Below are 12,228 nucleotides of genomic sequence, written 5' to 3'. Positions count from 1 at the left end.
GACGGCGGCCCGTGCCTACCGGCGGCCCAGCGTCCGCTTCAGCCGCTTGCCCTCCGGTGACTCGTCCAGCGTCTTCCACAGCTTCGCCGAGCTCGTGGACGTATAGACGCCGGGTGCGCCCTGGTCGCCGCAGCCGTCGCCGTAGCTGACCACGCCGATCTGGATCGGGTCCTGGCGGCCGGGCACGGTGCGGAAGATGGGGCCGCCGCTGTCGCCCTGGCAGGAGTCCTTGCCCTCGACCCCGGCGCAGAAGTTGACCTTGGAGCTGTAGCCGTCGTAGCTGACCTTGCACTCGTTGTGGGAGAGGATCGGGACCCTCACCTGGCGGAGGCGGTCGGGGGTGTGGGTCAGGGCCGTGTCCGTGTTGCCCCAGCCGGTGACGGTGGCCTTCTGGCCGGGGCGCAGCAGGGAGTCGGTGCCCTGCGTGGGGAGCTTGACCGGGCTGATGCCCCGCACGGGCTTGTTCAGCTGGATGAAGCCGATGTCGTACGCGTCCTTGCCCTTCAGGTAGCGGGGGTGGACGACGATGCTGCCGCGGCTGCCGGTGCCGGTCGTCTTGGCGTTGCGTATCTGGCCCTGGTTGGTGTTCGACAGGACTGTGCGGCCTACGGCGACCTGCACCGTCTTCGCCTTGACCGGCTTGCCCGCGTCGTCGACGAGGCAGTGCGCGGCCGTCATGACGACGTCCGGCGCGATGAGGCTGCCGCCGCAGAACTGGCGGTCGAAGGCGCTGCCCGAGCCCTTCTCCAGGACGGCCACCATGAACGGGTAGGCGTCGTTGGAGACTTCGGTGCCGCCGATGATCGCGTTGGCGGACGGTGCGCTCGTGGCCACCAGCGCGAGGGCGGTCGCGGCCGTCGCGGAGGCGAGGGTGGCGCGGGTCACGCGGGTCACGCGGGTCACGCGGGTCACGCGGGTCGCGCCGGATGCGCGAGATGTCCGGGATGCGCGGGAAGGAAAGGAAAGTCTCATGGGGGTTGAATTTCTCTTTCGGTAAGAAGCTTTGCAGGTACGGGACTTGGTACGGACCGGTACCCGAAACGGCGTGTGCCGGATGGTGAGATGACGCGCGGCGGGGACGGGTTCCGCCGTCACGGGAACCGCTCCCGCCCCACCCGGCGTCGTCCTTGTGGTCGAAGGGGGTGCGGGTCCGTGTGGCGGAAAGTCGCCGTACGCCACCGCGTCTGCAAAGCCAGTTGGTTCGCGTATGCACATAGCGACGTGCGGGGAAAGGGCTCCGGCAATGCTGGAACCGGCCGCCTCGCGTTGCGCGTGAATAACGATGAAGCGCCTGAGCTTCGCGATCCATAACGCGCCTTGAGGGCCTTATGTGCTGCTGATACGGTGCGATGGCTTGACACTGCGCCTGGGGCTGACGGGCCAACGGAACCCCGGCCGAGGCGGAGGTAAGTGTCTCAAATGACGGTTTTTTCTTGGTCGTACGGGGAGCGGTTGCGTGAAGATCCAAGAGCGTACGGGGGCGGGCCACAACCGTTCCGGCGTACCGGCTCCGGCCGGGGTCGGTGAGCGTCTTCCCACAGCGCCTCGCGAGCGCAAACCCGCACTCGCCGCGCTGGCCGTTCTGCTCATCCTGGTCGGCGCGCTCGGCGCCACGGTGCTGGTGCTGCGCGCGGGGGATCGTATCGAGGTCGTCAAGGTGACGGAGAAGGTCGCACCGGGCGAATCAGTCAACTCGGGCAACAGCACCACCGTGATGGTCGCCGAGGACACCGGCATCCACTACATCAAGAAGTCACAGCTCGGCGCGCTGCAGAAGCTCAAGGCCAAGACCACCATCTACCCCGGCACCGTCGTCGTCGGCGAGATGTTCGACGACAAGGGCGGACTGCCCACCGGCAAGGCCTCCGTGGGCCTCGCCCTGAAGGAGGGGCAGTACCCCTCCACCCTGAAGCAGGGCGACACCGTCGCCCTCTATCGCGTCGCCGCCAACGGTTCCTCCAGCTCCAGTGACAACGACAAGGGGACGGGAGGCAGCTCGTCCGCCCGTACACCCCTCGTCGCTGACGCCCGCGTCGGCCTCGTCAACAGCAAGGAAGACTCGACGATCAGCACCGGCAACCTGAGCATCACGGTGCTCGTCGACAACGACGACGTCGCCGCGGTCACCAGCGCCGCGTCGCTCGGTGAAGTCGCCGTGGCGATCGTCCCCACGTCCGCCGACTAGAGGGCGGACACCAGACACATGGCCCTCATCGCTCTCGCCGCCGACAAAGGCTCCCCCGGCGTCACCACCGCGGCCGTCGCGCTCGCGGCGGTGTGGCCGCGGCGCGTGCTCGTCGCGGAGACCGATCCCGCTGGCGGCGACCTCGTCTACCGCAGCGCGGCCGCGCACGGCGGCCCGCTCAACCCGAACACCGGCATGCTGTCCATCGCCGCGGCCGCGCGCCGCGGGCTCGTCCCCGACCAACTCTGGGACCACACCCAGCCGTTGTCCGGCGGACTCGAAGTGCTCGTCGGCCTCGGCAGCTCCGAGCAGGCCGCCGGGCTCGCCGGGATCTGGCCGACGCTCGGGCGCGCCTTCGCCCAGCTCGCCGACTCCCCGCACGCGCCCGCCGACGTCATAGCCGACTGCGGGCGGATCGCGGGCGACAGCCCGGCCGTCGAGCTGTTCCCGCACGCCGCCCTCGTCCTGCTCATCTCGCGTACGGAGCCGGAGGCCATCGCCCGCGTACGCGACCGCGCCGCCGCCCTCGCCGCCAAGCTGCACGGCGGCACCCGCGGCGCCGCCTCCCTCGCGACGCCCCTCATCGGGGTCGTCCTCATCGCCGACCCCGCCACCTCCGGCAAGCTGATACACCAGGTCAACGACATGCTCGTGGCCGCGCAGACCGGCGCCCGCGTCGTCGGCACCCTCGCCGACGACCCGGCCGGCGCCGACCAGTTGGCCGGACGCAAGCGCGGGCGGCTCGACAAGTCGATGCTCATCCGGTCCGCGCGGAAAGTCACCGTCGATCTGTATCAGCAGTACGGCGCCGCCTGGGCGAATCCGGCCGCGGGACCGACGGCGGGTGCCGCGCGATGAGTGCCGTCGACCACCAGCTGGTGAAGCGGTTCCGGCAGGACGCCGGTGACCGCATCGCCGAGCAGCGCCGCCTCGACCAGGTCTCCGGCGTCACGCCGATGTCCCCCGAGGACGAGCGGCAGTACGCCCGCGCCGTCATCGCGCAGATCCTGGAGGAGTACGCCCGCGGCGAGATCAACGCCGGGCGCACCCCGCTGGACGCCGAGACCGAGGAGCAGTACGCGGCCGCCGTGCACGCCGCGCTCTTCGGCGTCGGCCGCCTCCAGCCCCTCCTGGACGACCCCGAGGTCGAGAACATCGACATCAACGGGTGCGACCAGGTCTTCGTCGGGTACGCCGACGGACGCGAGGTCACGGGCGAGCCCGTCGCCGAGACCGACGAGGAGCTGATCGAGCTCATCCAGGTGCTCGGCGCCTACTCGGGTCTGTCGTCCAGGCCCTTCGACACCGCCAACCCGCAGCTCGACCTGCGGCTTCCGGACGGGTCCCGGCTCTCCGCCGTGATGGACGTGGCCCGGCGGCCCGCCCTGTCCATCCGCCGCGCGCGCATGGGCAAGGTGTTCATGTCCGATCTGGTGGGGAACGGGACGCTCACGCCCGATGTGGCGCACTTCCTCGCCTGTGCCGTGCGCGCCCGCAAGAACATCATGATCGCGGGCGCCACCAACGCCGGAAAGACCACGCTGCTGCGGGCTCTCGCCAACGAGATCCCGCCGCACGAGCGCCTCATCACCGTCGAACGCGCCCTGGAGCTCGGCCTCGACACCTTCGCCGACCTGCACCCCAACGTCGTCGCGTTCGAGGAGCGGCTGCCCAACTCCGAGGGACAGGGCGCCATTTCGATGGCCGAGCTGGTGCGGCGGTCGCTGCGCATGAACCCCTCCCGCGTCATCGTCGGCGAGGTCCTCGGCGACGAGATCGTGACCATGCTCAACGCCATGTCGCAGGGCAACGACGGCTCGCTGTCCACGATCCACGCCAACAGCTCCAGCGAGGTCTTCAACAGGATCTCGACGTACGCGCTCCAGGCCTCCGAGCGGCTGCCCATCGAGGCCAGCCAGATGCTCGTGGCCGGCGCCGTGAACTTCGTCGTCTTCATCCAGCGGCGCAACAACTACCAGACCGGCGGCAAGCTCCAGCGCATGGTGACCTCCGTCCGCGAGGTCAACGGCGTCGACGGGCGCGTGCTGTCCAGCGAGGTGTTCGCGGAGGCGCCGGACGGCCGCGTCGTGCCGCACGCGCCGATCGCCTGCATGGACGACCTCGCCGCATTCGGCTACCGGCCCGCCGGGCAATGGGGGTGAGCACGACATGAACTCACTCGGCTCCATGGGGGGTCTGTTCTCGCTGCCCGTGCTGTACGGGCTTGCCTGCGGCGTCGCCGTCGGCGGCGGCCTCGCGCTGCTCGCGGTCGCGATCCGCGGGCTGCCCGCCAAGCCCGCCCACGAGAAGCAGCGCGCCAGCGAGCGGATGAGCGAACTCGTCCGGTTCGCCGGGCAGCGCGGCTCGCTCGCCGCTGGCGTCGGCCTGGTCGTCCTGCTGCTCTCGCGGTGGGCGGTGGCCGGCATCGCGGCCGGCATCCTCGTCTTCTTCTGGGACAAGCTGTTCGGCGGTGCCGCCGAGGAGCGCCAGCAGATGAAGCGCGTCGAGGCCCTCGCGGCCTGGACCGAGTCACTGCGCGACACCATCGCGGGCGCGGTCGGCCTGGAACAGGCCATTCCGGCGTCCGCGCGGGCCGCCGCGCCGGTGCTTCGGCCCCATCTCGACGCCCTCGTCGACCGGTTGAGGGCGCGTACGCCGCTGCCCGAGGCCCTCCAGATCCTCGCCGACGAGATCGACGACGCCTCGGCCGACATCATCGTCGCGGCGCTGATCCTCAACTCCAAGCTGCGCGGGCCCGGCCTGCGCCAGGTCCTCGGCGCGCTCGCCAAGTCGGCGCGCGAGGAGGTCGACATGCGCCAGCGCGTGATGGCGCAGCGCGCCTCGACCCGGCGCTCGGTGCAGATCGTGGTCGCGGTCTCCATCGCCTTCGTACTCGGACTCTCGATCTTCAACCGCGAGTTCGTGTCGCCGTACGGCACGCCCGTCGGTCAGCTCGTGCTCGCCTGCGTGTGCGGCCTGTTCGCGCTGGGCTTCTGGTGGCTGCGCAAGCTGTCGACGGTCGAGACGCCGGACCGCTTCCTCGTCCGGGACGAGCCGGGTGTCCAGTTCGTACGCCCCCGGGGGCCGGGCGGGACACCGGTGCCCGGCGCCGAAGCCGGCGCGGCGGGGCCGCAGACGCTGCCGCCGCACGCGAACACCCCGCACCCGCCCCACCCGGGCACCACTGAGGGGGTACGTCGATGAACCTGACCATGCCGATCGTCATCGGCGCCACCCTGGGCCTCGGCGTTTTCGCCCTCGTCCGGGCGCTGATGCCGTCCAGGCGCAGCGCGGTCGCCACGGTCGCGCGCATCGACGCGATGCGGGCGCGCGGCGCCGCGTACGAGTCCGCGCACCGCGCGCCGGACGCCGCGGACACGGGGCGGCTCGGCAGCCTGCGCACCCGAGTGGGCCTGCGCGTCGCCGAGTTCTACGTCCAGCAGGGCTGGGAGATGCGGTCGCTGCGGGCCGACCTGGCCGTGCTCGACCGGAGCTGGGAGAAGTTCCTGGCGACGAAGGTGCTGCTCGCGGCCACCGGCATCTTCTTCGGGCCGTTCCTCTTCGTGATCATCTTCACCCTCGGCTTCGGCCGCAGCCCCATCATCCCGGTGTGGCTGGCCCTGATGTTCGGGGTGCTCTTCTTCTTCCTGCCGGACCTCGAAGTGCGGCGGGACGCGCAGGACAAGCGGCGCGACCTGCGGCGCGTCATCGGCGCCTATCTGGACCTGGTCTCCATGAGCCTCGCGGGCGGCCGCGGCCTGCCCGAGGCGCTGATGTCGGCGGCGGAGGTGTCCGACGGCTGGGCGGCGCAGCGTATCCGCAACGCCCTGGCCGACGCCCGGATCACCGGCATCAGCCAGTGGCAGGCGCTCGGCGCGCTCGGCGAGGACCTGGGCGTCGAAGAGCTCAAGGACCTCTCCGCGTCCCTGGCCCTGGTCGCGGACGACGGCGCGAAGGTGCGCGAGTCGCTCGCCTCCCGCGCGGAGACCATGCGGCACCGCGAGCTCGCCGAGATCGAGGGCAGCGCGGGCGAGAAGTCACAGTCGATGCTGGTGGCACAGCTGTTGCTGTGTGCGGGATTCCTGGTGTTCCTCATCTTTCCGGCGGCGATGCGCGTGTTCCAGGCCTGAACCCCTGAACCCTCTGACGGGGACACGTCGAACGCAGCTCCACAGACCCGTACATCCCCCCACACACTCTGTTTTCGAGAGGACAACTCACCATGAACGGACGGAACTTCAACACCGGCATCCCGGCGGTCGACTTCCTCGTGACCTTCCTGCGGGGCCGCGTGCAGCGCGCCCGCTCCGGCGAGCTCGACCGCGGCGCGTCCGCGGTCGAGTGGGTGATCATCTCGGCGGTCGTCGTGGCGATCGTCGGCGTGGTCGCCGCGATCATCAACAACGCGCTCAAGGGCGGCGCCGACAAGGTCAGCGACTGCATCGAGGGCGCCGACGCCAGCAAGACCTGCTGAACCGTGAATCGTGACCGGATGCCGGGTTTCGTACGCCGAAGGGTGGAGGCCGTCTCCGCCCGCGGCGAATCCGGCATGACCGCGATCGAGTTCGTGCTGCTCACCCCGGTGCTCTTCTTCCTGATCTTCGCGACGGTGCAGTTCGCGCTGTACTTCTTCGCGGACCACGTCGCGCAGGCGGCGGCCCAGGCGGGGGCGCGCAAGGCCCGCGCCACGGCCGACGAGAACCCGGGCGGCTGGCGCGGCGAGGCGACCGACGTCGTCGACGCCTACATCCGCCAGCTCGGCCCGAAGCTGGTGCTCGGTCCCGACGTCAAGACGGTCCAGCCGGAGCAGAACACGGTCGGCGTGGAGATCACGGCCGACGTGCCCTCGGTCTTCCCGGGGCTCGACCTGACGGTGCACGCGCAGTCGTCGGGGCCGGTGGAACGGTTCGTCGAGGAGGGCGGCTGATGCGGGGGGTACCGGCGGGGGCCGGGCTTCGGGGACGCGTGCGACGCGTACGGGCGTGGGTGCGGGAGCGCCGCGCGGGCGCCGTCGACCGGGGGCTTTCGACCGTCGACGACCGGGGGCTCTCGACCGTCGAAGTCGTCATCCTGGCACCGGTGATGATCCTCTTCATCCTGGTCCTGGTGGCCTTCGGGCAGCTCGTCGACGGCCGGGGGGCCATCGACGGCGCGGCCCGCGACGCCGCCCGCGCGGGCTCGATCCAGAAGGACCAGGGCACGGCGATGGCCGAGGCGCGCAAGGCCGCGAAGGCCGACCTGGAGGACGTCTGCTCGGGCCCGGTCCATGTCGTCCAGAAGAGCGCGGGCTTCGAACCCGACACGCTCTTCACGGTCGAGGTGAGCTGCGAGGTGCGGGGCCTCGCGATGCTCGGCCTGGACATCCCGACGACGCTGGAGGCGAGCTTCAGCTCCCCGCTGGATCCGTACCGGAGGTCGGCGTGAGCAGGGCAGTTTCTCGGGTCGTACGGGGTTGCGGCGCCGTACGCGCGTGGGCCGGCGCCCGGCGGGCCCGGCTGGACGACCGGGGCTCGGGCGCGGGCGCCGTCATCGTCTTCGCGCTCGTCTTCCTCACCCTGACCGCGTTCGTCATCGACGGCGGCCTGTCCATCTCCAAGCGCGAACGCGCCGCCGACATCGCCGAACAGGCCGCCCGCTACGCCGCGCAGGACCTCGACACGGAGGGCCTGTACGAAGGCGCGAAGGGCGCCCCCATCAACTACGAGAACTGCGGCGCCCGGGTCAAGAAGTTCGCCCGCGAAATGGGCCTGAACGGCCCGGACGTGGCGGCCACCCACTGCGTCACCGCCACCGCCGAACAGGTCGAGGTCGAGGTCCAGATGACGTACAGCCCGGTGTTCACCGGGATGTTCTTCGGCGGCGACGTGACGGTGCACGGGCGGGCGGCGGCGGAGAACGAGGTCGGGTAGGCGCCGGACCGAGGCAGGCCGGTTGGCCGGCCCCGGAGTTGTCCACAGGGAGTTATCCACAGCCCCTGCCAGGGCATCGGCACCTTCCGTAACATCGCCCGAGTACGCATACCCGAGTACGCACATACGCATCCCACACAAGGATCAGGACCAGGACACCCGCCATGGCGCGACGTACCACCCCAAGCTCGACGGGTCCGCGGAACCGGACGCCTCAGCCCCTGCCGGGGCGTCGGCGCTCGGCAGGCGATTTCGTCAAGGCGTTCTTCGCCTTCGTGGCGCTCGCCGCGCTGGTCGTCGGCGTGCCCGGTGCACTGGCGTATTTCGTGGGGTGGCCGCTGCCCGGCGGGGCGCCGTCGTTGGACTGGCTGCAGCAGGAGATCACCGTCGGCACGTTCATCAACGTGCTGACCGTCGTGGTCTGGCTGGCCTGGGCGCAGTTCACCGCGTGCGTGCTCGTGGAGGTGAAGGCGGCGCTGTCCGGCGTCGGCATGCCGGGGCGGGTGCCGGGGGCCGGGCCGAGCCAGGTGCTCGCGCGCCAACTCGTCGCGGCGCTGCTGCTCGTCGGCGCCACGGCGGCCAGCTTCGCGCCGGGGCTCTCGCAGTTCGGGCAGTCCCTGGAGGGCAACCAGAAGCCGACCGCGGCCGCCGCGCAGCAGACGCCGGGTGTGTTCGGCCAGGACCAGCAGTCCGCGGCGGCGAGTGCCGCGGGCGCGCTGGCGGAGCAGGCGGGGCACGCCGCCGCGAAGGCGGGCACGGGGCAGGACGGGGACACGAAGTTCTACCGCATCCAGCCCCCAGAGGGACGCCACCACGACTCGCTCTGGGAGATAGCGGAGCGCCACCTCGGGGACGGGCGGCGGTACAAGGAGATCTACCAGCTCAACAAGGACCGCGAGCAGCCCGACGGTTCGCGGCTCTCCGAGGCCAGCCTGATCCGGCCCGGCTGGATCATGGAGATGCCCGCCGACGCGCACGGCGGCGAGCTGGTGGAGATGCCCGACGAGGCCCCCAAGGTGTCCGAGGAAGTCCGCGAGCAGATCTCCGACTACGCCAGGACCGGGGACCAGCGCCAGGGCGGCGGCGCCCAGGAGAGCGGAGGCGACCGGCAGGGCGGCGGCGACCGGCAGGGCGGCGGCGGTTCCGTCGACCGGGACACGACGCACATCACCATCCCCGAGCAGCGCCCCGAGGGCGGCGAGCGCGGAGACGGCAAGGACAGCGGCAAGGACAGCGGCAAGGACAGGGGCCAAGACGGCGGCCAGGACAGTGGCCAGGGCGGCGGCAAGGAGACGGGCCGAGAGATGCCCGGCACCGGAGCCGAGGAGTCGTCGGATTCCTCGGACTCGTCTTCCTCTTCCTCGGACTCGTCCTTCGGGCTGCCCGAGGCGCTCATCGGGGCGCCGCTGCTCGCCGCCGGACTGCTCGGCGCCCTCGGCCGGCGCCGTCGGCAGGCCCTGTGGCAGTCGGCGATGGGCGCCGTCGGCCTGCGCCGCGGCATGGAGCCGCCGACGCCGACCGGCTCCGCGGCCGACGCCCAGGATGCGCTGCTCGTGGGCGCCGACCCCGAGGGCGTACGCCTCCTGGACCGCTCCCTGCGCGGCCTCGCCGCCGCGCTCGCGGCGGAGTCCCGCCCGCTGCCGACGGTGTACGCGGCCTGGCTCAGCAACGGCGACCTGCACCTCCAGCTCGCCCAGCCGTCCGGACGGCCGCCCGCGCCCTGGCAGTTGGGGCAGGACGAGACGTTCTGGATGCTCGCCCGCACGGACGCCGTGCGGTTCGGGGACGTGGACACCGCCGCGCCCTACCCCGGTCTGGTCTGCCTCGGCACCATGGACGACTCGCGGCTGCTGCTCAACCTGGAGGCCGTGCCCGGCATCGTGTCGCTCGCGGGCACGGAGGCCGACCGGGCGGCCGTGTTCGCGTCGGTCGCCGCCGAACTCGCCACCAACGGCTGGTCGGACCGCATGACGATCACGCTCGTCGGCTTCGGCGACGACCTGACACCGCTCGCGCCGAACCGGCTGCGGCACCTCGAAGACGTCGAGGCGCTCATCGAGACGATGGAGGCCGAGACCCGGCAGCGGCGCGGAGCGCTCGGCGCCGCCGGCCACGACTCGGTGCTCACCGGCCGCACAGGACCGGCCCAGCACACCCGCTGGGCCCCGCACCTGGTGCTGCTCGCGGCCGAGCCGAGCCCCGAGGACGCCGTCAAGCTCGCCGAACTGGCCGCGGACGCAAGCCGCCTGGGCATCGGCTACGTGGTCGGTTCCGAGTCCGGCGACCTCCCCGGCGCCGCCTGGGAGATGCGGATCACCGGCGAGGGCAAGCTGCTCGCCCCGCTGCTCGGCCTCGAACTTCAGGCGCAGCAGCTGCCGGACGCGCTGCGGCGCGCGGTGGTCGAGCTGTTCGTCGACGCCGACCCCAGGCCCGGGGGAGGCGGCGACGGTTCGGACGGCGGCGCGGCGGCGGCCCCGCCGTTCCTCGTGGACGTCAGCGAGCAGGGGCGGCCCGCGGTGTACGCACGCCTTGTCGGCTCGTACGAGATCATCGGCTTGGAGACGCCGGACGGCGAGCGCAGCGCGCTGCTGCACGAGGCGCTCGCGCTGCTGCTGCTCCACCGCGAAGGGGTGCACCCGCGGGTGCTTGCCTCCGCGCTGTGGCCGCGCGGGGTCACCGACGACGTGCGCGACGCCCTCGTGGACCGGCTGCGGGACTGGCTCGGCAGCGAGCCCGACGGCGCGCCCCGGCTGCGGGCCGACGAGACCGGCCGGCTCACGCTCGCCAAGTCCGTCGTGTCCGACCTGGACGTGCTGCGGTCGCTGTACCACGAGGCGACGCAGGGGCGCGGGGCGGGCAACCGCGCCGTGCGCGGGCGGATGCTCACGGACGCGCTGGTGCTTGTGCGGGGACCGCTGCTCGCGGACCGGCCGCAGGGGCGGTACGGCTGGCTCACGCACGAGATCATCGACGCTCAACTGCCGCTGCTCGTCGCGGACATCGGGCTCGCGCTGTCCGAGTTCCACCTGGAGAAGGACCGGGCCGAGAAGGCGATCGAGGCGCTGAACGCGGCGCTCGGCTCCGCGCCGGGCGACGAGCGGCTCTGGAACGAGCTGCTGCGGGCGACGCACGCGGCGGGGAATCCCGCGCGGCTGCGGGCGCTCGCCGCGGACCTGGTCGCCCGGAGCGGCGCGCGGGGGCTGCCGCCGCGGACGGAGGCACTGCTCGACGAGCTGCTGCCCGCGTGGCGGACGGGGGCCGCGTCGGCCGGTTGACCCCGGCTTTCCCGATCGCCCTTGCCTCACCCTTGCCTCGGCCTTCCCGCTCGCCCCTGAACGAACGAACCCGAACCGGAGCGCACCGTGCAGCAGACCCTGATCGTCGTCGGGGCCGCCCTCTGGGGCGCCGTCGCGGGCCTGCTGCTGCCCCGCGCCGCGTATCGCTTCTCCACCCCGGCGGGGGAGCCCTGGCACACCCACTGCCCGGACGGCGAGCACGAGGTCAGGGGCTGGCTCGGCGGTCGCAACGAATGCCCGGACGGCGGCCGGTACGGCCCCCGGCCCGTGACCCTCGCCCTGGTCACGGCAGCGGCCTGCGCGGCACTGGCGGCCGCCACCGGCCCCCGGCCGGAACTGGCAGTGTGGCTGCTCCTGACCCCGCCCGCAGTCGTCCTCGCGGTCGTCGACTTCGCCGTGATGCGGCTGCCGGACGTGCTGACCCTGCCGATGGCGGCCACGGCGCTCGTGCTGCTCGGCGTGGCCGCGGTCCTGCCGGAGCAGGGCGGCTCCTGGACGACGGCGCTGCTCGGCGCGCTCATCCTGAGCGGCGGGTATTTCGTGCTGTTCCTGATCAACCCGAACGGCATGGCGTTCGGCGACGTGAAGCTCGCGCTGGCGCTCGGCGCCGCACTCGGCTGGTACGGCTGGGGCGCCCTGCTGCTCGGCACGTTCGCGGGCTTCGTGTTCGCGGCGGTCTACGGGGGCTGGCTCGTCGTCGTGCACAAGGCGGGCCGCAGGACGGCGATCGCGTTCGGCCCGTTCCTGCTGGGCGGCGCGTTCGCCGGGGTCCTGCTGGGGGCGTACGCGGCGTGAGCGGGGGCCTGGCGTAGGCTGAAGAAGTTCCGCGCTCCGCTGT

The 12,228-nt window shown here is 72.2% G+C and carries 12 protein-coding genes; 11 read left to right on the top strand and 1 reads right to left on the bottom strand.

Annotation, left to right across the window (positions count from 1 at the left end):
- Positions 1-15 precede the first annotated feature (15 nt).
- The gene (locus tag AC0KTA_RS15820; RefSeq protein ID WP_481055758.1) at positions 16-903 is read right to left on the bottom strand and encodes a S1 family peptidase; all 888 of its coding nucleotides are present in this window, start codon (positions 901-903) and stop codon (positions 16-18) included.
- Between the two features lie 553 nt (positions 904-1,456).
- Between AC0KTA_RS15820 and AC0KTA_RS15815 the strand changes: the two genes are divergently transcribed.
- The 11 genes from AC0KTA_RS15815 (at position 1,457) to AC0KTA_RS15765 (ending at position 12,185) form a co-directional block, all read left to right on the top strand.
- Complete coding sequence (locus AC0KTA_RS15815) at positions 1,457-2,185, top strand: hypothetical protein (protein WP_481055757.1); 729 nt, start codon at positions 1,457-1,459, stop codon at positions 2,183-2,185.
- A gap of 18 nt (positions 2,186-2,203) precedes the next feature.
- Complete coding sequence (locus AC0KTA_RS15810; protein WP_481055756.1) at positions 2,204-3,043, top strand: hypothetical protein; 840 nt, start codon at positions 2,204-2,206, stop codon at positions 3,041-3,043.
- Positions 3,040-4,347 carry a TadA family conjugal transfer-associated ATPase gene (locus tag AC0KTA_RS15805; protein ID WP_481055755.1) on the top strand — a complete coding sequence of 436 codons (1,308 nt, stop codon included), beginning with the start codon at positions 3,040-3,042 and terminating at the stop codon, positions 4,345-4,347. The genes AC0KTA_RS15810 and AC0KTA_RS15805 overlap by 4 nt, the downstream gene beginning before the upstream one ends.
- 7 nt (positions 4,348-4,354) lie before the next feature.
- The gene (locus AC0KTA_RS15800; protein ID WP_481055754.1) at positions 4,355-5,389 is read left to right on the top strand and encodes a type II secretion system F family protein; all 1,035 of its coding nucleotides are present in this window, start codon (positions 4,355-4,357) and stop codon (positions 5,387-5,389) included.
- Positions 5,386-6,315 (top strand): type II secretion system F family protein, encoded by a 930-nt coding sequence (locus AC0KTA_RS15795; protein WP_481055753.1) that lies wholly within the window; start codon positions 5,386-5,388, stop codon positions 6,313-6,315. Before AC0KTA_RS15800 ends, AC0KTA_RS15795 begins: the two co-directional genes overlap by 4 nt.
- Before the next feature lie 92 nt (positions 6,316-6,407).
- Positions 6,408-6,659, top strand: coding sequence for a hypothetical protein (locus tag AC0KTA_RS15790; protein ID WP_481055752.1), 252 nt, complete (start codon positions 6,408-6,410; stop codon positions 6,657-6,659).
- An 18-nt stretch (positions 6,660-6,677) separates the two neighbouring features.
- On the top strand, positions 6,678-7,112 hold the full coding sequence (locus tag AC0KTA_RS15785) for a TadE family protein (protein ID WP_481055751.1): 435 nt from the start codon (positions 6,678-6,680) through the stop codon (positions 7,110-7,112).
- Positions 7,113-7,171: 59 nt separating this feature from the next.
- Positions 7,172-7,609 (top strand): TadE/TadG family type IV pilus assembly protein, encoded by a 438-nt coding sequence (locus AC0KTA_RS15780; protein WP_481056437.1) that lies wholly within the window; start codon positions 7,172-7,174, stop codon positions 7,607-7,609.
- Positions 7,606-8,094, top strand: a complete 489-nt coding sequence (locus AC0KTA_RS15775) for a pilus assembly protein TadG-related protein (protein WP_481055750.1) — start codon at positions 7,606-7,608, stop codon at positions 8,092-8,094. Before AC0KTA_RS15780 ends, AC0KTA_RS15775 begins: the two co-directional genes overlap by 4 nt.
- A gap of 164 nt (positions 8,095-8,258) precedes the next feature.
- Positions 8,259-11,369: a BTAD domain-containing putative transcriptional regulator gene (locus AC0KTA_RS15770; protein ID WP_481055749.1), complete on the top strand. Its 3,111-nt coding sequence runs from the start codon at positions 8,259-8,261 to the stop codon at positions 11,367-11,369.
- 87 nt (positions 11,370-11,456) lie between these two features.
- A complete protein-coding gene (locus AC0KTA_RS15765) occupies positions 11,457-12,185 on the top strand; it encodes a prepilin peptidase (RefSeq protein WP_481055748.1) in 729 nt (242 codons plus the stop codon).
- Positions 12,186-12,228: the final 43 nt, after the last annotated feature.

This window comes from Streptomyces sp. Y309, assembly GCF_056712025.1.
The sequence above is the reverse complement of the archived record's forward strand: the minus strand, read 5'-3'. Positions and strand labels throughout refer to the sequence as shown.